This is a genomic window from Pseudonocardia lutea (assembly GCF_042658055.1).
Lineage (GTDB): Bacteria > Actinomycetota > Actinomycetes > Mycobacteriales > Pseudonocardiaceae > Pseudonocardia > Pseudonocardia lutea.
The window spans coordinates 62,214-82,889 of the sequence record NZ_JBHSQK010000108.1; the positions used below are offsets into that span (position 1 = coordinate 62,214).

General features: G+C 74.7%; 18 protein-coding genes and 1 pseudogene. 12 read left to right on the forward strand and 7 right to left on the reverse strand.

Features of this window, described 5'->3' with window-relative positions:
* Nucleotides 1-885: 885 nt before the first annotated feature.
* Nucleotides 886-1,794: pseudogene (locus ACFQH9_RS32225) on the forward strand (MinD/ParA family ATP-binding protein); the annotation flags it as partial.
* A gap of 45 nt (nt 1,795-1,839) precedes the next feature.
* On the opposite strand, the gene ACFQH9_RS30140 reads toward ACFQH9_RS32225, so the two are convergent.
* The gene (locus tag ACFQH9_RS30140; RefSeq protein ID WP_379571498.1) at nt 1,840-2,064 is read right to left on the reverse strand and encodes a hypothetical protein; all 225 of its coding nucleotides are present in this window, start codon (nt 2,062-2,064) and stop codon (nt 1,840-1,842) included.
* Between the two features lie 204 nt (nt 2,065-2,268).
* Nucleotides 2,269-2,490, reverse strand: a complete 222-nt coding sequence (locus ACFQH9_RS30145) for a BldC family transcriptional regulator (RefSeq protein WP_037053018.1) — start codon at nt 2,488-2,490, stop codon at nt 2,269-2,271.
* 453 nt (nt 2,491-2,943) lie between these two features.
* Between ACFQH9_RS30145 and ACFQH9_RS30150 the strand changes: the two genes are divergently transcribed.
* A complete protein-coding gene (locus ACFQH9_RS30150) occupies nt 2,944-3,390 on the forward strand; it encodes a DUF4229 domain-containing protein (RefSeq protein WP_379571500.1) in 447 nt (148 codons plus the stop codon).
* On the opposite strand, the gene ACFQH9_RS30155 is transcribed toward ACFQH9_RS30150, so the two are convergent.
* The 5 genes from ACFQH9_RS30155 to ACFQH9_RS30175 form a co-directional block, all read right to left on the reverse strand.
* Complete coding sequence (locus ACFQH9_RS30155) at nt 3,379-4,260, reverse strand: 1,4-dihydroxy-2-naphthoate polyprenyltransferase (protein WP_379571502.1); 882 nt, start codon at nt 4,258-4,260, stop codon at nt 3,379-3,381. The genes ACFQH9_RS30150 and ACFQH9_RS30155 overlap by 12 nt on opposite strands.
* Before the next feature lie 9 nt (nt 4,261-4,269).
* On the reverse strand, nt 4,270-5,910 hold the full coding sequence (locus ACFQH9_RS30160) for a hypothetical protein (RefSeq protein ID WP_379571504.1): 1,641 nt from the start codon (nt 5,908-5,910) through the stop codon (nt 4,270-4,272).
* 166 nt (nt 5,911-6,076) lie between these two features.
* Complete coding sequence (gene menE, locus ACFQH9_RS30165; RefSeq protein WP_379571506.1) at nt 6,077-7,195, reverse strand: o-succinylbenzoate--CoA ligase; 1,119 nt, start codon at nt 7,193-7,195, stop codon at nt 6,077-6,079.
* Between the two features lie 76 nt (nt 7,196-7,271).
* Nucleotides 7,272-8,192 (reverse strand): 1,4-dihydroxy-2-naphthoyl-CoA synthase, encoded by a 921-nt coding sequence (locus ACFQH9_RS30170; protein WP_379571508.1) that lies wholly within the window; start codon nt 8,190-8,192, stop codon nt 7,272-7,274.
* Between the two features lie 3 nt (nt 8,193-8,195).
* On the reverse strand, nt 8,196-8,528 hold the full coding sequence (locus ACFQH9_RS30175) for an ANTAR domain-containing protein (protein ID WP_379571510.1): 333 nt from the start codon (nt 8,526-8,528) through the stop codon (nt 8,196-8,198).
* A gap of 216 nt (nt 8,529-8,744) precedes the next feature.
* On the opposite strand from ACFQH9_RS30175, the gene ACFQH9_RS30180 reads away from it, so the two are divergent.
* The 10 genes from ACFQH9_RS30180 to ACFQH9_RS30225 all read left to right on the forward strand — a co-directional run bounded on the left by ACFQH9_RS30180 (nt 8,745) and on the right by ACFQH9_RS30225 (nt 20,619).
* Complete coding sequence (locus tag ACFQH9_RS30180; protein WP_379571512.1) at nt 8,745-9,470, forward strand: GntR family transcriptional regulator; 726 nt, start codon at nt 8,745-8,747, stop codon at nt 9,468-9,470.
* A 106-nt stretch (nt 9,471-9,576) separates the two neighbouring features.
* Entirely contained in the window at nt 9,577-10,389 is an 813-nt protein-coding gene (locus tag ACFQH9_RS30185; RefSeq protein WP_379571514.1) for an N-acyl homoserine lactonase family protein, read from the forward strand.
* A complete protein-coding gene (locus tag ACFQH9_RS30190) occupies nt 10,386-11,675 on the forward strand; it encodes a hydroxyacid-oxoacid transhydrogenase (RefSeq protein ID WP_379571516.1) in 1,290 nt (429 codons plus the stop codon). The genes ACFQH9_RS30185 and ACFQH9_RS30190 overlap by 4 nt, the downstream gene beginning before the upstream one ends.
* A gap of 93 nt (nt 11,676-11,768) precedes the next feature.
* Nucleotides 11,769-12,308: an FmdB family zinc ribbon protein gene (locus ACFQH9_RS30195; protein ID WP_379571518.1), complete on the forward strand. Its 540-nt coding sequence runs from the start codon at nt 11,769-11,771 to the stop codon at nt 12,306-12,308.
* Between the two features lie 4 nt (nt 12,309-12,312).
* Entirely contained in the window at nt 12,313-15,234 is a 2,922-nt protein-coding gene (locus tag ACFQH9_RS30200; protein ID WP_379571520.1) for an FAD-binding and (Fe-S)-binding domain-containing protein, read from the forward strand.
* Between the two features lie 130 nt (nt 15,235-15,364).
* On the forward strand, nt 15,365-16,123 hold the full coding sequence (locus tag ACFQH9_RS30205) for an ATP-binding protein (protein WP_379571522.1): 759 nt from the start codon (nt 15,365-15,367) through the stop codon (nt 16,121-16,123).
* Between the two features lie 147 nt (nt 16,124-16,270).
* Nucleotides 16,271-18,538, forward strand: a complete 2,268-nt coding sequence (locus ACFQH9_RS30210; protein ID WP_379571524.1) for a UvrD-helicase domain-containing protein — start codon at nt 16,271-16,273, stop codon at nt 18,536-18,538.
* Between the two features lie 106 nt (nt 18,539-18,644).
* The gene (locus ACFQH9_RS30215; RefSeq protein ID WP_379571526.1) at nt 18,645-19,400 is read left to right on the forward strand and encodes a DUF998 domain-containing protein; all 756 of its coding nucleotides are present in this window, start codon (nt 18,645-18,647) and stop codon (nt 19,398-19,400) included.
* Nucleotides 19,401-19,430: 30 nt separating this feature from the next.
* Nucleotides 19,431-20,264: an aldo/keto reductase gene (locus ACFQH9_RS30220; protein WP_379571528.1), complete on the forward strand. Its 834-nt coding sequence runs from the start codon at nt 19,431-19,433 to the stop codon at nt 20,262-20,264.
* 43 nt (nt 20,265-20,307) lie between these two features.
* Nucleotides 20,308-20,619, forward strand: a complete 312-nt coding sequence (locus ACFQH9_RS30225) for an adhesin (RefSeq protein ID WP_379571530.1) — start codon at nt 20,308-20,310, stop codon at nt 20,617-20,619.
* Nucleotides 20,620-20,676: the final 57 nt, after the last annotated feature.

A 20,676-nucleotide genomic window follows, 5' to 3' on the forward strand; every position in this document is an offset into this window, starting at 1 on the left:
GACGCCGGCTGGGGCTCGGACCTGCTCGAACTCGAGGGCGAGCTGGACGAGGTCGAGCCGTACCCGGCGCCGGACCCGGAGGGCCGGCACGCCGAGCCCCGGCGGCACCCCGAGGAGGACGTCGAGCCCGAGGTGCGACGCGCGGAGCCGCCCGCCCAGCGCACCCCCCCGGAGCAGCGCCCCGCGGCGCACGACGGCCCCCCGCACTCCCCGGCGCCGAACGGCGCGCCCGCCGGCACCGCGCCGAACGGCGTCCCCACCAACGGCACGGCTCCCGGGTCGAGCACCCCACACGATGCCGTTCCTGACGACGGCGCTCCGCACGGCACCGGGCTGCACGGCACCGGACTGCACGGCACGGGGCCGCACGGAACCGGGCCGGACGGAGCCGGGCCGCACGGCCGCTCCACCGGGTCGGCCCCGAACGGAGCCGCTCCGGCCGGGACCGCCGCCAACGGCAGTGCACGGCGGGCGACGCCACCGAACGGGACCGTCCCGACCGGGTGGCGCGACCGCGGGGCCGGGCCCCGGGACCGTGGCGCCGACCCGGGCGACCGGGCCGAGCCCGGCGAGCCGCGCGCCCGGCGGGCCGAGCCGCGGGACCGCGCAGCCGAGCCGCGTGACGGCGGGACCGAGCGGCGCGACCGCGGGACCGCGCAGGCGAGCCCACCGCCCGCTCCTTCGCAGTGGCGCACGGGCGGGCAGCGGCCGGGCGAGCGCCGCGTCGTCCCGCAGGAGGGCCGCACGCCCCCGCGCGGGATGCCGCTCGGCCCGCCCACCGGCCCGAACCGGCCGATCCGGGACGTCGGGCGCTGGACCGACCCGGGCGCCGTCGCGGCGCAGGAGGCGCAGCAGGCGCGCGCCGACTCCGACGCGGACCTCGCCGACCTGTCCACCGCCCGGCTGCTCAAGCCCGGGAAGCGGCGCCCACCGCGCACCGGCTGGCGGCGCTTCCTCTACCTGCTGACCGGTCGGCTGATCAATCCGGGCGAGAGCCCGCAGGACATCCGCGAGCGCGAGCTGACCACCCGGGTCAACCAGCCCCTGCTCGGCTGCCACAAGATCGCGACGCTCAGCCTCAAGGGCGGCGTCGGCAAGACGACGATCACCGCCACGCTCGGCGCGACGTTCGCCTCGCTGCGCGGCGACCGGGTCGTCGCGGTCGACGCCAACCCGGACCGCGGCACCCTGAGCCAGAAGATCCCGCTGGAGACCAGCGCGACCGTGCGGCACCTGCTGCGGGACGTCCAGCGCATCCGCCGCTACACGGACGTGCGGGCCTACACGTCGCAGGGGCCCTCGCGGCTGGAGGTGCTGGCCAGCGAGCAGGACCCGGCCGTCTCCGAGGCGTTCAGCGAGGACGACTACCGGCGCACGGTGACGCTGCTCGAGCACTTCTACAACATCGTGCTCACCGACTGCGGGACCGGGCTGATGCACTCGGCGATGTACGGCGTGCTGGGCGTGGCCGACCAGCTGATCATCGTGTCGTCGGGCTCGATCGACGGCGCCCGCAGCGCCTCGGCGACGATGGACTGGCTGGAGGCGCACGACCACGGGAACCTGGTGCGCAACGCCGTCGCCGTGATCAACAACGTGCACCGGCAGGCGGGTGCGGTGGACCTGGAGCGGGTGGCGCAGCACTTCGCGGGCCGCTGCCGCGCGGTGGTGCAGATCCCGTTCGACCCGCACCTCGAGGAGGGGGCGGAGGTCGACCTGGAGCGCCTGTCGCCGCCGACGCGGATGGCGCTGCTGGAGCTCGCGGCCTCGGTGGCCGACGGCTTCCCGAGCTGAGCCGGGGACCGGTCCGCCGGCCCCGGCCCTGCCGGCGCGGCCGGGTCAGTCCTTCGCCGGCGGCGGGTCGTCCCCGCGGCGCATCGTCTCGTCGAGACTGCGCAGGAAGTCGGGATCGTCGTCCGGCCCCGTGGGCCGGGTCTGCCGCGGCGGCGCCGCGGGTCGTGCCGTGCCGGTGCCCCGCGGGACGTCCGCGCGGTCGCCACTCATCGCCCGCCACAGCAGCAGCGCGATGACGGCCGCGACGGCGAACGCGACGAGGTACAGCATCGCCAACCACCTCCGGTACCGAGGGTACCGGCGCGGTGGGCGGTGTCCGGGTGAAGTCCGCTCGACGGGGGAGGGGACGTCGTCTCCGTCGGGCGCGGATCCGGGTGGGCGGGAGGCCGGCCCGGATCCGCGGACCGAGGCCACCGGCGGTCGCCGGCGGCAGGGTCGCGTCAGTGGCGCCGGGGCGTCAGTGGCCCTGGGGCGTCAGTGGCGCTGGGCGCCGATCGTGGCCTCGCTGGTGAGGTCCGCGAGCATCCCGCGCACCTCGGACTCCCGGAAGCGGCGGTGGCCACCTGGGGTCCGGATCGAGCCGATCCGGCCGGCCGAGGCCCAACGGGTCACGGTCTTGGGATCGACACGGAACAGGGCGGCCACCTCACCGGGGGTGAGCAGCCGCTCGTTCGAGTTCTGGGTCGGAGCAGACATCCGAAGCCTCCGCATCGTCGATTACCGGGCCATCGTGACACCGGGGACCCCGGGTACTCGAACGGTTGGGCGGAGGTAAAGGGCTCTTAAAGGGCAAAACGGGCACAGGGCCTCAAGCCGGTCAGCTCCGCGGGGGCCACCTGAGAGGGGCCTGAGCGGGGGATGTGGAGCGCCTGAGCTGCGGTTCCGGACCCCTCCGCCGGCTGCCACGGTGCCACCGCGGGCGTGACGACGGCGTGTGGCGGCCCCCGGCGCGGTCGGTCGGCGGGGTCGGAGCGGCGAACGGTCAAGCCTGCCCGAGTGGGAACGCAGCCGCGAAACCGAAGCCGCTCGCGGGTGGCCGGGCCGCGAAGTAGGTCCCGCTCGCGGGTGGCCGGGCCGCGAAGGTGAGGCTCGTCGGGCGCGGGCCGAGCGGCGGACGGTCCGGTGCGCGCCGGTCGTACCCTCGAGGGCATGGCGACACGCCCAGGAACCGACGGCGACCTCGACACCGACCCGCAGCCCCCGACCGCGCCCGGCTCGGGGAAGGCCCCCGGCCTCGCCGTCACCCTCGGCCTCTACACGGTCGCGCGCCTCGGGCTGGTCGCGCTCATCGCCGCCCTGCTGGCCCTGGCGGGTGTCCCGCTGCTGCTGGCGGTCCTCATCGCGCTGGTGGTGGCGCTGCCCCTGTCGCTGGTCCTGTTCCGCGGGCTGCGCGCCCGGCTGGACCTCGCGCTCGCCGAGTCCCGCCGGCGCCGGGGCGTCCAGCGGGAGGCGCTGCGGGCGCGCCTGCGCGGCGACGACGGGGCCACCTCGTCCGACGGAGCCGACCGGGTCGACGGAGCCGACCGGGCCACGGGGGCCGACCGGGCCGACCGGACCGGGGCCGGGGAGCCGGGCGCCGCTCCCTCAGAACACTAGGCCGAGGGCGAGGCCGATCCCGGTCCCCGCTGACCAGGCCAGCAGCAGCAGGCCGGTGTCGCGCAGCACACGGATGAGCTTGCGGCCCTCGGCGCCGGTCGTGACCCGGCGGACCGGGCCGATCGCGAGCGGCAGGGCGAGCAGCGCGAGCAGCGCCGGCCAGCTGCGGACCGCCATCCCGACGGTGAGCAGGAAGGGCAGCAGCACCAGCCCGGCGTAGAGCCGGCGGGTGTCGCGGTCGCCGAGGGCGACGGCGAGGGTCCGCTTGCCCACGACCTCGTCGCCGGCGATGTCACGCAGGTTGTTGGCGACCAGCACGGCGCAGGACAGCAGCCCGACCCCGACCGCGCCCACGATCGCGAGCGCCCCGGGCGGTCCGCTCTGGGTCACGACGGTGCCGAGCACGCCGACCAGCCCGAAGAACACGAAGACGGCGACCTCGCCCAGTCCCGCGTAGCCGTAGGGCCGCTTCCCGCCGGTGTAGAACCAGGCGCCCGCGATGCACACCGCTCCGACCGCGATCAGCCACCAGGTCCGGCTCAGCGAGACGAGGGTCAGCCCGGCCAGCGCGGCGACGGCGAAACAGACGAGCGCGGCGGTGCGCACCGCGACCGGGGTCGCGAGCCTCGAGCCGACGAGGCGCAGCGGGCCGACGCGCTCGTCGTCCGTGCCGCGGATCCCGTCCGAGTAGTCGTTGGCGAAGTTCACGCCGATCACGAGGGCGACCGCGACGAGCAGCGCGAGGACCGCGCGGCCGATCTCGACGGTGCCGGAGCCGATCGCGGCCCCGGTGCCCACCAGGACGGGGGAGACGGCGGTCGGGAGGGTCCGCGGCCGAGCTCCCTCGACCCACTGCGCCAGCGTGGCCACGGGTCGAATCTAGCCGCCGGGGGTGGAGGTCGGGGCGGGTGCCTCCGGAGCGGGGGTGGAGCCGGCGGCCGGCGCGGTGACGGGAACGGCCGAGGAGGTGGCCGCCGCCCCGCCGGCGGGAGCGGCGCCCGAGGTGGGCGCCGCCGCGGTGGACGGGACCGCCGATCCGGCGGGAGCGGCCCCGGCCGGGGCGGTGGCCGAGGGGGCCGTGGGCACGGCGCGGGGGTCGCCGTCGACGGTCGAGGCGCCCGCCCTGACCGCGGCCGAACCTCCCACCTCGGCGCTCGCCGCATCCTGGGCCGCCGCGTCCGCACCCGCCGGGTCCGCCCCCGCCGGACCAGCGCCCGCCGGATCAGCGCCCGCCGGACCAGCGCCCGACGAACCCGACCCCGCGGCCTCCCCGTCCTCGCACGCCGGCACGTCCACCACGCCCGGCAGCACGGCGGCGCTGAGGAACTGCCCGTCACCGATCCGCAGCCACGCGTCCGCCCCGGTGCCCGTCGTGCACTGCACCGGCACGTCGGCGGTGTCCGCGGCCACCCCGACCACCTCGGCGTCCTCGGACGGCGCCGCGCGCACCTCCGCGGTCCCGTCCTCGGAGTCGGACTCGACCTTCGACAGCCGCACCGACCCCGTCCACAGGTAGTCGACCTGGACCTGCGAGTTGTCCTTGAGCCCGAGCGCGTCCCAGAACACCCCGTCGGCGAGGTCGATGCCCGCCGGGTTGACGAGCTTGCGGCCGAACTGGTCGTTGCCGCCGTTGTAGCCGTCGCGGAAGGCCGCCTGCGCCTGCGGCACGCCCTGCGGCAGGTCCTTCCACTCCTGGCGCTGCGCGGACGGGTTCCAGTAGTCGTCCCGGGTGTTCCACGGCCCGACGTCCCACACCGGGGCGAACGCGCACCGCCCGTTGGGCGCGCACACCCGCACCGAGTAGTCGCTGGTGTCGCGCGGCGACAGGGCGCGGCGCGAGGGCAGCGCGACGAAGTGGTCCCGCTCGGTGATCACGTGCCCGTTGGATGTCGTGCCGCCGACCAGGCCCTCGCGGGTGGCGAAGACGCTGGCGCCGAAGGGCGCGCCCTCGGTCAGGGCCGGCTCCCCCTCGGTCGCCGGCGTGGGCGCGGCCGTGAGCGTCACCCCGCGGACGGTCGGCGCGGCGCCCTCCGGCGTGCCGGTCAGCACCAGCCGTCCCTGCACCTCCGACGTCAGGCCCGGCAGCGTGACGCTCCCGGAGTCCGCGCCCGAGGCCGTCGCGGGAATCCACTCGGTCCAGCGGCCGGCCGGGGTGCGCCCGCGGACGTCGACCGACGCCGTGGTCCCGGGCGGCAGGTCGCCGTCGACCACCGAGTCGACCCGCGAGGTCGGCCGCTCCAGCTCCTGCGGCGCGAGCGTGAGCAGCCCGGTCGGCACCGCACCGGCGGGCACGGCCGCCTCGGTCGCCCCGCCCTGCTCGGGGGGAGCGGTGAAGGCCGTCGCCGGGTCGAGCCGCACCCCGTCGCCGCCGGCGGTCACCCCCGCGGCCTCCCCCGACCCCAGGTCCGCCGACCAGGTCGTGGGCGAGCCGCCCCCGGTCGCGCCCGCCGGCGCCACCCCGCCGGCCGCGAGCGCCGTCGCCGCGGCCACGACCAGGCCCGCGCGCCACCTCATCCGCATCCGTGCTCCCCGTACCCGTGTGGTTCCTGTGACGGCAGGTGAAGAAGTGCCGTGTGGGAAAGCAGGCAATCGGATGATGCGGTAGTCGTCAAGCAACGCAGAGTGAGCACCACCATGGGGTGTCACCATGTGTCACCACTTCGGGCGGACTCTCCCTCGAACGGGTTCAGGAGAGCAGCGCGGCGACGGCCGTCCGGTCCGGTTTGCCCACGCCGCGCAGCGGGAGCTCCGGCAGCAGCCGGACCCGTCGGGGGACGGCGGCGCGCCCCTCCGCCTCGCGGACGGCCGTGCGGAGCGCCTCGACGTCCGGTCCGGCGCCGGTCGGGACCACGGCGGCCACCACGGCCTGCCCCCATTCGGGGTCCGGCACCCCCACCACGCACACCGCGCCGACGCCCGGCTGGGCCGCGAGGACCCGCTCCACGGCGGCGGGCGCGACCTTCTCCCCGCCGGTGACGATCACGTCGTCGGCGCGGCCGAGGACCGTGAGCCGGTCGCCGTCCCACCGGCCGAGGTCGCCGGTCAGGAACATGCCGTCGACGAAGGAGGCCTCTGTCAGCCCCGGGTCGCCGAGGTACCCCTCCGCGAGCATCGGCCCGCCGAGCGCGAGCCGCCCGTCCTCGCCGAGGCCGACCCGCACGCCGTCGAGCGGCACGCCGTCGTAGACGCACCCTCCGCACGTCTCGCTCATCCCGTAGGTCGCGACGACGCGGATGCCGGCCTCCTCGGCCCGCGCGCGCAGGGCCGGGGCGAGCGCCGCCCCGCCGACCAGCACGGCGTCGTAGCCCGAGAGGGCGTACATCCCGGCGCCGCCCTCGTCGAGGATCCGGCCGAGCTGGGTGGGCACGAGGCTGGTGTAGCGGCGGGCGCCGTGCGGCAGCCGGCCGGTGGCGCGGGCGAACCCGGCGGGCCGAAAGCCCTCGCGCAGGTCCTGGACGACGGGCGGGGCGCCGGCGAGCAGGGCGCGCAGCACCACCTGCACCCCGGCGACGTGCTCGGCGGGCAGCGCGAGCACCCAGCGGGCCGACCCGCCGAGCCGCGCCTCGGTGGCCCGGGCCGAGGCGGTGAGCGCCGCCGCGCTGAGCATCACGTGCTTGGGCGTGCCCGTGGACCCGGAGGTGGTGATGACGACCGCGACCTCCTCGGGCACCTCCGCGGCCGGTGCCGTGGACGCGCCCGGCACGACGGCCGGGCCCGTGCCGTCGAGCGCGGCGTCGAGGGCGCGGACGAGCGCGTCGAGCGTCTCGGGGGTTCCGTCGAGGGGGAGCGCGTGCAACGGCCGCATGATCCCCAGGATCCCACCTGTCCACCCACCGGGTCCGTGCGCGCTGGGTGGTGCCGGAGCACACCCACCACGCCCCCTAGTAGTGCCAGGGGTAGGGGGACCAGTCCGGGTCGCGCTTCTGCAGGAAGGCGTCCCGCCCCTCGACGGCCTCGTCGGTCATGTAGGCCAGCCGCGTCGCCTCGCCGGCGAAGAGCTGCTGGCCGACCAGGCCGTCGTCGGCGAGGTTGAAGGCGTACTTGAGCATGCGCTGGGCCTGCGGGGACTTGCCGAGGATCTCCCGGCCCCACTGCAGGGCGGTGGCCTCCAGCTCGGCGTGCGGGACGACGGCGTTGACCGCGCCCATGTGGTGCATCTCCTCGGCGGTGTAGGTGCGGCCGAGGAGGAAGATCTCGCGGGCGAACTTCTGGCCGACCTGCCGGGCGAGGTAGGCGCTGCCGTAGCCGCCGTCGAAGGAGCCGACGTCCGCGTCGGTCTGCTTGAACCGGGCGTGCTCGGCCGAGGCCAGGGTGAGGTCGGCGACGGCGTGCAGGCTGTGACCCCCGCCGGCCGCCCACCCGTTGACCACGGCGATGACCGGCTTGGGCATGAACCGGATCAGCCGCTGGCACTCGAGGATGTGCAGCCGGCCGGCGCGCCCGGCGTCGACCGTGTCCGCGGTCTCACCGGTGGCGTACTGGTAGCCGGTGCGCCCCCGGATCCGCTGGTCGCCGCCGGAGCAGAAGGCCCAGCCGCCGTCCTTCGGGGACGGCCCGTTGCCGGTGAGCAGCACGCACCCGACGTCGGCGGTGGTCCGCGCGTGCTCGAGCGCGGTGAAGAGCTCGTCCACGGTGTGCGGGCGGAAGGCGTTGCGGACCTCGGGCCGGTCGAACGCGATCCGCACCACCCCGCAGTCCACCGCCCGGTGGTAGGTGATGTCGGTGAACGAGAACCCCGGCACCGCGGCCCAGGCCGCGGGGTCGAAGGTCTCGGACACGGGGTCGGATGCCGTGCTGGTCACGGGTCAGGAATCTAGTGCGCGCCCGGCCGCCCGCAGCCTCCGCACCTCGTTGTCGAGGGCGGCCGCGATGTCCGGCGGGAGCGGATCGTCCGCCGGCAGCGCCGCGACGATCTCGGCGGCGACCTCGCGCAGCTTGCGGTTCGAGCTCTGGGAGACGGCGATCAGCACCCGGAAGGCCTGCTCGTCGTCGCAGCGGTGCACCATCATGATCATGCCCTTGGCCTGTTCGATGGTGGGGCGGCTGCGCAGTGCGGTCTCGAGCTGCTCGACGCGTTCGAGCAGCGCGGACTCTCGAGAGGCCTCGTCCGGGCGCGACGGATCGAGGTCGTCGGGCATGTCCACCTGTCCAGCGGGTCTCGGTCTACCGGGAACCGCGGGCCTCGCTGCTGGACCTGCGAGGGAGGACGTTATCAAGCGCGCGCCGACGGCCCCGTGCGGACACCCCGGAAAGATCGGCCTTCGGTGCGGTCTCCGGGCGCGGCCGGTCCCGCGGGCCCGATTGACCGGTGACGTGTCGCATGCCACTCTCGCCCCGGTGCAGGGTGGCACCGGATGAAGCAGCTCCCCGAGACCGCGAGCGTCAACGCGCAGGTCCTCTCCTCGCTCCGCGCCGCGGTGATCACCGGCGAGCTCGCGCCCGGCAGCCTGCACTCGGTGCAGAACCTCGCCACGCAGCTCGGGGTGTCCCGAACCCCCGTCCGCGAGGCGCTGATCAAGCTCGCGCAGCAGGGCATGGTGCGCTTCGAGCGCAACCGCGGCGTCCGGATCCTGCTCACCTCGCTGCACGACCTCGAGGAGGTCTTCGCGCTGCGGCTGCTGCTGGAGCCCCCGGCGGTGCGGCGTGCGGTGACCCGGCTCGACGGGACCCAGCGGCGCGAGCTGCGCCGGATGTTCGCGCACATGGAGAAGGCCGCGAAGGCCGACGACGAGTTCACGATGTTCGAGCACGACCGGCGTTTCCACCGGGTGCTGCTCGAGGCGGCCGGCAACGCCCGGCTGGCCGCGTTCGTCGACGGGCTCCGCGACATGGTGCTGCGCCGCGGCGTGTCGACGGCCCGCGAGTCCCGCAGCCTCGACGACATCGTGGCCGAGCACCGCGCGATCCTCGACCTGATCGAGGCGGGCGACGCCGAGGGCGCGGCGAAGGCGATGCGCGAGCACGTCCGGCACACCGCGGAGCTGCTCATCGCGCAGGAGGCCGGGGCGGACCTCGGGCCCGGACTGGCCGCGGTGGACATCGACCTCGACTGGACCGAGCCCGGCCCGGACCGGGACTGACCGATCGAGACATCGCCATCCGTTGACGAGTGGCATGCCACATGCCACGGTTCCGGGGGAATCGTGCGTGTGACGCGCGCGACCCTCCAGTGCCGAAGGGACCACGATGGCCACTGCGAACAAGCTGAGCATCATCCCGTGCGGGGCGATGCACGCCGACCTCACGTTCCTGCTGCTCAAGCCCGGGGTGAGCATCATGCCCCGCGGCGAGAAGGACAACACGATCAACTGGGTCGAGGTGCCCACCCACTGTGTGCTCGTCGAGACGGACGAGGGCAAGCTGCTGTGGGACACCAGCTGTCCCAGTGACTGGGAGACCCGGTGGAAGCCCACCGGGCTGCAGGAGTTCTTCCCCTACGACAAGGTCGCCGACGACGAGTACCTCGACGCCCAGCTCAACAAGATGGGCGTCGGGCTGGACGAGATCGACTACGTCGTCCTGTCGCACCTGCACTTCGACCACGCCGGCAACGCGCAGATGTTCAAGAACACCGACGCGAAGCTGATCTGCTCGGAGAAGGAGAAGGAGTTCGCCCTGAACTTCGAGGGCGACTTCAACGGCGCCCACCTCAAGGCCGACTACGAGGGCCTGAACTGGGAGACCGTCTCCGGCGACACCGAGATCCTGCCTGGCGTGAAGCTCATCCAGGCGCCGGGCCACACCGTCGGCTGCATGTCGATGCAGGTCGACCTGCCCGACTCGGGCACGATGATCTTCACCTCCGACGCCGTCTACATGGGCGAGAGCTACGGCCCGCCCGCGGCGCCGGCGGCGATCGTCAACAACCTCGAGCAGTGGTTCCAGTCCGTCGAGAAGCTCCGCGGGATCCAGGGGAAGACCAACGCGACGATGGTCTTCGGGCACGACGCCCAGCAGATCCACGAGCTCCGCAAGGCACCGGAGGGCTCGTACACGTGACCACTCCCGAACTGACCGAGGAGACGATCTTCACCTGGGGTGCTCCGCCCCTGAAGTTCGGCGCCGGGGCGCTCGACGAGGTCGGCTTCGAGCTGAGCCAGTACGGCGTCCGGCGTGTGCTGATCGTCACGGACCCGGGGGTCAACGCCCTCGGCGCGCCGCAGCGGCTGGCCGACAACCTCAAGCGCTACGACATCGAGTCCGAGGTGTTCGACGGCGTGCACGTCGAGCCGACGGACGACTCGATGAACAAGGCCACCGAGTACGCCCGGGCGCAGGGGCCGTGGGACGGGTTCGTGGCCGTCGGCGGCGGGTCGGCCATCGACACCGCCAAGGCGATCAACCTGCTCACCAGCCACCCCGGTGAGCTGATGGACTACATCAACAAGCCGATCGGCAACGCCAAGGTGCCGCCGGGCCAGCTCAAGCCGCTGATCGCCGTCCCGACGACGGCGGGCACCGGCTCGGAGTCCACCGCCATGTGCGTGCTGGACATCCTGTCGATGAAGGTCAAGACCGGGATCAGCCACTGGCGCCTGCGCCCGACCCTGGCCGTCATCGACCCGCTGCTCACGATGTCGCTCCCGCCGCAGGTCACGGCGGCGTCCGGGATGGACATCGTCTGCCACGCGCTGGAGAGCTACACCGCGCGGTACTACACGACCTTCGACCGCAAGAAGCCGGAGGAGCGGGTCACCTACTGCGGCTCGAACCCCGTGTCGGACCTGTGGTGCGAGAAGGCGATGAACCTGATCGCGAAGTCCTTCCGCAAGGCCGTGCACGACGGCGCCGAGGACCTCGAGGCGCGGTCGAACATGATGATGGCGGCGACCTTCGCCGGCATGGGCTTCGGCAACTCGGGCGTGCACATCCCGCACGCCAACGCCTACCCGATCGCCGGCATGGTCAAGGACTACGTGCCCGAGGGCTACCCGCCGGACGAGCCGATGGTCCCGCACGGGCAGTCGGTGTCGCTCACCGCGCCCGAGGCCTTCCGGTTCTCGTTCGACAGCGCGCCGGAGCGGCACCTGCGGGCCGCCGAGCTGATGGACCCGCGGGCCGACAAGGTCGACGACCCGAAGGAGCAGCTGCCGTCCGTCCTGGTGCGGCTGATGCAGGACATCGGCATCCCGAACGGGATCGGCGCGGTCGGCTACACCGAGGCGGACGTCCCGGACCTGGTGCCGGGCACGATGAAGCAGCAGCGCCTGCTCGCGACGTGCCCGCGGACCCCGACCGAGGACGACATCGCCGACATCCTCACGAAGTCCGTCGAGAACTGGTGACCTCGCGCCACCCCCGTTGAGCGAGCGGCACTTCCGCTCACACCTCGTGAGCGGAAGTGCCGTTCGCCACCCCGAGTCCGAAGGATCCTCCGAGTGCCGATCTACGTCTTCCGGTGCGAGTGCGGCGTGCGCTTCGAGCACCTGGCGTCCATGTCCGACACCTCCACGCCGGGCTGCCCGGTGTGCGGCGGCGAGACCCGCAAGGTCCCGGCCGGCTTCTCGCTCGGCGGCCAGGCGAGCCCCGGCCTGAGCAAGGACGAGATGCCGCAGACCTGGCGCGGTGTCTACGACGGCAACTCCGAGTACATCGACAGGATGCGCCGGACCTGGGACGCGCGGCAGAAGCTCGAGGAGAAGTACCCCGAGATCGCCGGTGACCAGCGGCCGATCCTGGCACACGAGGGCAAGTACCACGACGCGCCGCTGCGGGCGGGCGACATCCAGCTCTCCGGCACCGCGCCGATGCCCGGCCAGGGCGTCGCCGGGCACGGCCACGGGCACGGCCACGGGCACGGCCACGGGCACGGCCACGGGCACGGGCACGCGAGCCCGTCGCCGACGCCCGCGGACCCCGCCGGGAAGGGCGGGGACGCCCCCGCTCCGAGCCCCACCCCGTCCGGCGGGTCAGACTGAGACCGTGACCGCGCACGTCCCGACCCCTCCCGCCACGACCGCCGCGGGGACCCTGACCGACGCCGGGACCGACGCCGCCGCGGCCCTCGCCGCCGACCTCCGCCGGGTCGTCGGCGGCGAGGTCCGGTTCGACCCCGCGCACCGCGCGATGTGGTCGGCCGACGCCTCGAACTACCGCAAGGTCCCGATCGGCGTCGTCTCCCCGCGCGACGAGGCCGACGTCGCGGCGGCGCTGGCCGTCTGCCGCGAGCACCAGGTCGCCGTGCTGCCCCGCGGCGCGGGCACCTCGATCGCCGGCCAGGCCGTCAACACGGCGGTGGTGCTGGACTTCACCCGGCACATGAACAAGGTCCTGGAGATCGACCCGGAGGCGCGCACCGCCCGCGTGCAGCCCGGGGTGGTCTGCGACCAGCTCCGGGACGCGGCGGCCCCGTACGGGCTGACCTTCGGCCCGGACCCGTCGACGCACAACCGCTGCACGATCGGCGGGATGATCGGCAACAACGCCTGCGGCTCGCACTCGGTGGCCTGGGGCAAGACGGTCGACAACACCCTGGGCCTGGAGGTGCTCACCTACCGGGGCGAGCGGCTCGACACCGCCGCGCCGCAGGGCGAGATCCCGGCGAAGCTGCGCGCGCTGGCCGACCGGGTGGGGGACCGCGTGCGCGGGTCCTTCCCCGACCTCACCCGCCGCGTCTCCGGCTACAACCTCGACCAGCTGCTCCCGGAGAACGGGTTCGACCTGGCCAAGGCCCTGGTCGGGGCGGAGGGCACGCTCGCCACCACGGTCGCCGCGACCATGACGCTGGTCGGGTCGCCGCCCGCGCGCGCCCTGGCCGTCCTCGGGTTCCCCGACGCCTACGTGGCGGCGGACAACGTCATGGTCGTCCGCGAGCACTCGCCGCTGACGATCGAGGGCATGGACGCCGGGCTGATCGCCGCCCTGCGGGCCCAGAACCCCGTCGAGACGGGCTGGAAGGCGCTGCCGCCCGGCGGCGGCTGGCTCTACGTCGAGACCGGCGGGGAGACCCGGCAGGAGGCCGAGGACAAGGCCCGCGCCGTCGCGAAGGCGATGGGGCCGTACGGGCTGACCGAGGCCGTCGTCGAGTCCGACCCGAAGCGGATGAAGGCGCTGTGGCGCATCCGCGAGGACGGCGCCGGGATCCTCACCCGCAGCCCGGACGGCGGCGAGGCCTGGCCGGGCTGGGAGGACGCGGCCGTCCCGCCGGAGAAGTTCGGGTCCTACCTGCGCCAGTTCGACCGGGTGCTGGAGCGGCACGGCCGCAAGGGCGTCTACTACGGCCACTTCGGCGACGGCTGCCTGCACGTCCGCATCGACTTCGACCTGCTCACCGAGCCGGGGATCGCGAACTTCCGGGCGTTCATGGAGGACGCGGCGGACGCGGTCGTCGCGCACGGGGGCTCGCTGTCCGGGGAGCACGGCGACGGGCGTGCCCGCTCCGAGCTGCTGCCGCGGATGTACCCGCGGGACGTCGTCGCGGCGTTCGAGGAGTTCAAGGGGATCTTCGACCCGGACGACCGGATGAACCCGGGCTGCATCGTGCGGTCCGCGCGGATGGACGAGGACCTGAGGATCTTCGTCGGGATGCCGACCATGCCGGACGCGCCGCAGCTCGCCTTCACCCACGACCGCGGTTCCTTCACCCGGGCGACCCGGCGCTGTCTCGGCGTGGGCAAGTGCGTGACCGCGCACGGCGGCGTGATGTGCCCGAGCTACCGGGCCACCGGCGACGAGAAGCACTCCACCCGCGGCCGCGCGCGGCTGCTGTTCGAGATGGCCAACGGCGAGGTGATCACGGGCGGCTGGCAGGACGACGACGTGGCCGACGCCCTCGACCTCTGCCTGTCCTGCAAGGGCTGCAAGACCGACTGCCCGGTCGGCGTGGACATGGCCGCGTACAAGACCGAGTTCCTCGCCAACCGCTACCGCAACAAGCTGCGCCCGGCCTCGCACTACTCGATGGGGGCGCTGCCGCGGTGGCTGCGGCTCGTCGGCAAGCTCCCGGCCGGGGCGGTCGACGGGCTCAACGCGCTGGCCCGGATCCCGTTCCTGGCCGGGCTGGCCAAGCGGGCCGGCGGGATCGCGCCGGAGCGGGAGATCCCGGCGATCGCGCGCGAGACCTTCAGCACCTCCGCCCGGTCGCGCGCGCTCGTCGAGGGCCCGGCGCGGGAGGCCCCGCGCGGGCGGCTGCTGCTGTGGCCGGACACCTTCACCGAGCACTTCGACCCGGGCATCGCCGACGACGCCGTGGCGGTCCTGGAGTTCCTCGGGTACGCCGTGGAGCTGCCCCCGCGCACGGTGTGCTGCGGGCTGACCTGGACCTCGACCGGGCAGGTCGGCGCGGCGCGGCGGGTGCTGCGGCGGTCGCTGCGGACGATCGAGCCGTGGCTGACGGAGGGGGTGCCCGTCGTCGGGCTGGAGCCCTCCTGCACCGCCGCCCTGCGGGCCGACGGCGCGGAGCTGCTGCCCGAGGAGCCGCTGGCCGAGGCGATGGCGGGCGGGGTCCGCACGTTCGCGGAGCTGCTGGCCGGGCACGTGGAGGAGCTGCGCGCGGCCGTGTCGGGTCCGGGGGCGCGCGCCCTGGTCCAGCTGCACTGCCACCAGTACGCGGACCTGGGCTCGGAGGCCGACCGCGCGGTGATGGCCGCGCTCGGGATCGACGCCGAGGTGCTCGACTCGGGCTGCTGCGGCCTGGCCGGCAACTTCGGCTTCGAGAAGGGCCATTACGAGGTCTCGATGGCGGCGGCGGAGCGCGTGCTGCTGCCGGCGGTCCGCGGGGCGGCGCCGGACGTCGAGGTGCTGGCTGACGGGTTCTCCTGCCGCACGCAGCTGCGCCAGGCGGGCACCCGCGAGCCGGTGCACCTCGCCCAGCTGGCGGCACGGGCGCTGGGCCTGCGGCGGTAAGGGCGGGCTTGCTGTCGGACGGGGCAGCTCACTCGACCGGGTGGACGGCCGACTCGTGTCACCTCCGGCGTAATGCCGACGATCTTCGTGGCGATGTCCCGGGTGGAGCGGCACGGACGGGAGCGCGGCGATGAACGGCCTCATCAGCACGGTCCGGGAGATCACCCAGGGCGGCGCCCGCGGCCGCGCGGCCACGTGGCTCGGGTCCCTGGTCGGCACCGTGGCCGAGACGCTGGGCGTGCCCTTCGCCGCCCTGGAGGTCGACGGCCGGATCGTGGCGGGCGTCGGGGGATGGCCGGAGCACGTGGAGCGCGTGCCGCTGGCCTACGGCGTCGAGACCGTCGGCGCGCTCGTGCTGCCGCCGGGGCGGCGCCGGGACGCGCTGCTGCTCGACGCGCTGGCCGGGCAGCTGGCGCGGGCCGTCCGGGCGGTGTCGGTGGCCGAGGCCGCAGTGCGCGCCTCCCGTGAGCTCGCCGTCGCGCACGTTCCCGGCGGCCTGGTTCCGGCGCTCACGGCCGCCGCGCGCGGGCTCGGCGACGCCGCCGTCGAGGTGTGGCCGCTGCCCGTGATGGACCCGGCCGTCGAGGGCGCCGCGTACCGCATCGCGGTCGAGGCACTGAGCAACGCAGCCCGCCATGCCCCGGGTGCCGCGGCCCGCGTCCGGGTCCGGGCGCGCGGGAGCTTCCTCGACGTGACGGTGACGGACGGCGGCCCCGGCGTCCCGGCGGGCTTCACCGCCGGCCCGGGCGTGCACGCCATGCGGGGCTGGGCCGCGGCCGTCGGCGGGGCCTGCACGGTCCGCCGGGGGCTGCCGGGCACCCTGGTCGAGGCGATGCTCCCGCTGCTCCCGGTGCCGGTGGTGCCGGCGCAGCGCACGCCTCGGGCCTGACGACACGCGGCTCCCGTGCGGACCCACCCCAGAACGGTTGCGCACCGAGCAATTGCGCACGGAAATGCGCAAACGCTATTCTGACGAGTGCGATCCGATGGGGAAATCAGAACTCCGCAAATGAATCCTAACACGGCTGGGGAGTGCGTGGAAAGTCCTTCTGTCGAGCCGGAGCTCGAGGCCGAGACCGCGCGGATCCGCCGGTTGCACGCGTTGCTCGCCACGGAGCTCGCGGCTGCCACGGCGCAGGCGCGCGGCATGCTGGCCGTGCCGACGGGCGGGGAGCTCAGCGCCCGCTGGGAGCGCGACGTCTCGGTGCACCGCTGGTCGGAGCGGGTGGGCGCGCTGCGGGCCGCCCGCTCGGGTCTGTGCTTCGGCCGGCTCGACCACACCGACGAGGCGACGACCTACATCGGCCGGATCGGGCTCACCGACCCCGGGGACGGAGAGAGCGCACTGCTCGACTGGCGGGCCCCGGCCGCCCGGCCGTTCTACTGCGCCACCCTGGCCACCCCGTTGGGCGTGACCCGGCGGCGCCATTTCGAGATCGCCGGGCGGGCGCCCGACGAGCGGGTGGTCGCCTTCCACGACGACGTGCTGGACCGGGAGGTCGATTCCGGTTCCGCGTCCGATCCCGCCTTGCTCGCCGCGCTCCGGGCGCCGCGCGGCTCGGCGATGCGCGACATCGTGACCACGATCCAGGCCGAGCAGGACGCGATCATCCGGCTGCCGCTCCCCGGCGCCGTCGTGATCGAGGGCGGCCCGGGGACGGGGAAGACCGCGGTCGCGCTGCACCGCGTCGCCTACCTGCTCTACACCCACCGCGAGAAGCTGGCCCGCAGCGGCGTGCTGGTCGTCGGCCCCAGCGCCGGGTTCATCCGGTACGTCGGGGGCGTGCTCCCCGCGCTGGGCGAGTCGGCGGTGGTCTTCACCACGCCCGGCCGGCTGGCGCACGGCGTCGTCGCGACCGCCGTCGACCCGGACGAGGTGGCCCGCACGAAGGGCGGGCTGGCGATGCTGGAGGTCCTGCGCCGCGCCGTCGCCGACCGGCAGGAGCTGCCGGGGTCGCCGATCCCGATCGAGCTCGAGGACGTCACCGTGCGGATCGACCGGGCCACGGCGGCCGAGGCCGGGCGGCGCGCCCGGGCCACCGGGCTGCCGCACAACACCGCGCGGACGACGTTCCGGGACGCGCTCGGCGGGCTGCTCGTCGATCAGGGCCTCGAACGGCTGAACCAGGACCTGGCGGACCCGCCCGAGCTCGTCGAGCTCCTCCGGGGCCTCGACATCCCGGAGATCGAGCCCGCGGGCGCGGCGGAGGTGGCGGCCGGGATGCGCGCCGAGCTGCGGGAGGACCTGCGGGCGAACCCCGACTTCCACGCCGCGGTCGAGCGGCTCTGGCCGGCGCTCACCCCCGAGCAGACCCTCGCCGGGCTGTACGCGTCGCGGGAGCGGCTGGCCTCGGCGGGCGAGGGGATCGACGGGGTCGACGGGCTCCACCGATCCGAGGGGGCGGACTGGACGGTGGCGGACGCGCCCCTGCTCGACGAGCTGGCCGAGCTGCTCGGGCCGCCCCCGGCCGGGCCGCCCGCCGCAGCGGGCGATCCGGACGGCCGGTACGCCGGCGAGGTGCTGAGCATTCTGGAGGCGGCCGACCGCGAGATCGCCGGGGAGGATCCCGACGAGCTGCGCCCCACCGACTTCGTGACCGCGGACGTGCTCGCGGCCCGGCAGGTGCCCGAGCACCTCGCGAGCGTCGCCGAACGGGCGGCCGCGGACCGGGACTGGCGGTACGGGCACCTCGTCGTCGACGAGGCGCAGGAGCTCTCGGCCATGGACTGGCACGTCCTGCTGCGGCGCTGCCCCTCCCGCTCGATCACCGCGGTCGGCGATCTCGCGCAGCGCAGCGCCCCCGCCGGAGCCCAGGCGTGGGCGGACGTGCTCGGCCCGCACCTCGGGTCCCGGTGGACCTACCGGACGCTCACCGTCAACTACCGCACGCCCGCGGAGATCATGGCCCTGGCGGGCACGGTACTGGCCGATTTCGCGCCGGACCGGCGGCCGCCGGAGTCGGTACGGGCGACCGGCGAGGAGCCGTGGCAGCGCACGGTGCCCGCCGCCGGCCTCGCCGCCGAGGCGCGCGAGGCCGTCGAGGCGGAGGCGGCGCGGCTGGGCCGCGGGACGCTGGCGGTGATCGCCGCCGACCGGGAGGGCCTCGCCGGGCTCCCCGCCGAGGTGCACACCCCGACGTCGGCGAAGGGTCTCGAGTTCGACGTCGTCGTGATCGTCGACCCGGAGCGGATCCGGGCGCACAATCCCGCCGACCTCTACGTCGCGATGACCCGCGCCACCCGGCGGCTCGGCCTGCTGCACGCGGTGCGTCGACCGCGGCGGCGGGGTGCCCGCGGGGTGTGACCCACACCCCGCGGGAACCCCGCCGCGGGCGGGAACCCGACAGACGGGACGGATCGTTGAGCGGTCGACCCTCGACCCTCGACCCGAGCACCGGGAGGCCGGACACGTGGAGCGCGACACCGCGGCGGGCAGGGACACCGTGGGGCGCGGGTTCGCGCTGGCCGGTCTGGCCGGGTCCGGGATCGCCGTCGTGCTCGTCCTGGGGCTGACGCTCACGGTCGGCCGGGTCGACCCGATCCGCCGCACCATCAGCGAGTACGGCCTGCTCGCGGGCGTGAAGCCGGTCTTCGACACGGGCGTGCTGGCCTTCGCCGCCGCGGTCATGTGCGCGCTGGTCGCCCTGGTGCGGGCCGGGCTGGTCCGGGCGGTGTCGGGCGCCTCGGCGGGCCTGGTGCTGGCGGCGTCGGGGCTCGGCGCGGTCGTGATGTTCGAGAAGACGAACTGGGCCGTCGGGCCCAGCGTCGGGGGCACCATCCACCGCTACGCCAGCCTCGTGGCCTTCCTCGCCCTGCCGATCGCGGCGATCCTCCTCGCCCGCCGGCACAGGAGGGCCGCCGGGACCGGGCCGGAGCCGCGACCCGGGGCGCGGCACGCCGCCTGGTCCCGGTGGCTCGCCGTCGCGTCGTTGCTGTGGTTCGCCCCGATCCTCGTCGGGTTCGCCCAGCGCCCGTTCACCGGCGTCTCGTGGTGGCGGGCCGTCCCGCTGGGCCTGGTCGAGCGCGGGCTGGCACTCACCGAGGTGCTGGTCGTGGTCGCGCTGGCGCTGTGGGGGCTGGCCGCCGCGCGACGCACCTCCGTCGCGCCGCCTTCCCCCGAGGCCGTCGGTGATTCCCGGTCCGCGCGTGAGATGTCCCGCGATTGACCCGTCCGCGCGCGCGGTATCACTTCGGACATGGTTCCGACGATCACGCTCAACGACGGTGTCCGGATCCCGCAGTTCGGCTTCGGCGTCTTCCAGGTCGACCCGGGGCAGGCGACGGTCGACGCCGTGAAGCAGGCGTTCGACGCGGGCTACCGCCACATCGACACCGCTCAGATGTACGGCAACGAGGAGGGGGTCGGGCAGGCCATCGCCGAGTCCGGGCTCTCCCGCGACGAGATCTTCGTCACGACCAAGCTGAACAACAACCGGCACGGCCGCGACGAGGCGCAGAAGGCGCTCGAGGAGAGCCTCACGAAGCTCGGCCTCGACCACGTCGACCTCTACCTGATCCACTGGCCGCTGCCGAAGCGCGACGACTACGTGGAGACCTGGCGCGGGCTCGAGCAGGCGAAGGCCGCGGGGAAGGTCCGTTCCATCGGCGTCTCGAACTTCCAGGTGCCGCACTTGGACCGGCTGGCCGCGGAGACGGACACGGTGCCCTCGGTGAACCAGATCGAGCTGCACCCGACCTTCACCCAGCCCCAGCTGCGCCAGTACCACCGCGACCACGCGATCGCGACGGAGGCCTGGAGCCCGATCGGCCAGGGCGGCGCGCTGCTGAAGAACGAGCTCGTGACCTCGCTGGCGGAGAAGTACGGCAGGAGCCCCGCCCAGATCGTGCTCCGCTGGCACGTCCAGCTCGGAAACATCGTGTTCCCCAAGTCGGTGACGCCTTCGCGGATCCGGGAGAACATCGACGTGTTCGACTTCGAGCTGGCCGACGACGACGTGGCGGCCGTCAGCGGCCTCGACCGGGGCGACCCCGGCGCACGCCTCGGCCCGCACCCGGACGAGTTCAACTGAGCCCGGCCTGCACGGCCGGCGGGATCTCGGTACGGTCGGCCGAATGTTGGCAATCACCGATACCGCGGCAGAAGCCATCAAGACCCTGACCACGGACGCCGAGCTGCCGGACGGCGGCGGGCTGCGGATCGCGGCCACGGACCCGGAACAGGGCCTCGAGCTCTCGCTGGCGGCGCAGGCGGACCAGAGCGACACCGTGCTCACCGGCGAGGGGCTCAACGTCTTCCTCGAGCCGATGGCGGCGGAGGTGCTCGACGACAAGGTCCTCGACGTGCAGCCCTTCACGAACGAGCAGGGCGAGGAGGAGCTGCGCTTCGCGATCGGCCCGCAGGCCGACGTGGCACCGCAGGCCTGACGCACGACGTCCGCACGGGGCGGTCCCTCCCACGGAGGGGCCGCCCCGCCGTCGTCC

Coding starts and splice junctions, on each gene's coding strand:
- ACFQH9_RS30140 (WP_379571498.1), bottom strand. CDS start 2,064: ATGCTGTACCTCGTCGCGTTCGCCGTCGCGGCCGTCATCGCGCTGCTG.
- ACFQH9_RS30145 (WP_037053018.1), bottom strand. CDS start 2,490: ATGTCTGCTCCGACCCAGAACTCGAACGAGCGGCTGCTCACCCCCGGT.
- ACFQH9_RS30175 (WP_379571510.1), bottom strand. CDS start 8,528: ATGCCCGACGACCTCGATCCGTCGCGCCCGGACGAGGCCTCTCGAGAG.
- ACFQH9_RS30225 (WP_379571530.1), top strand. CDS start 20,308: ATGTTGGCAATCACCGATACCGCGGCAGAAGCCATCAAGACCCTGACC.
- ACFQH9_RS30205 (WP_379571522.1), top strand. CDS start 15,365: ATGAACGGCCTCATCAGCACGGTCCGGGAGATCACCCAGGGCGGCGCC.
- menE (WP_379571506.1), bottom strand. CDS start 7,195: ATGCGGCCGTTGCACGCGCTCCCCCTCGACGGAACCCCCGAGACGCTC.
- ACFQH9_RS30220 (WP_379571528.1), top strand. CDS start 19,431: ATGGTTCCGACGATCACGCTCAACGACGGTGTCCGGATCCCGCAGTTC.
- ACFQH9_RS30180 (WP_379571512.1), top strand. CDS start 8,745: ATGAAGCAGCTCCCCGAGACCGCGAGCGTCAACGCGCAGGTCCTCTCC.
- ACFQH9_RS30150 (WP_379571500.1), top strand. CDS start 2,944: ATGGCGACACGCCCAGGAACCGACGGCGACCTCGACACCGACCCGCAG.
- ACFQH9_RS30185 (WP_379571514.1), top strand. CDS start 9,577: ATGGCCACTGCGAACAAGCTGAGCATCATCCCGTGCGGGGCGATGCAC.
- ACFQH9_RS30160 (WP_379571504.1), bottom strand. CDS start 5,910: ATGCGGATGAGGTGGCGCGCGGGCCTGGTCGTGGCCGCGGCGACGGCG.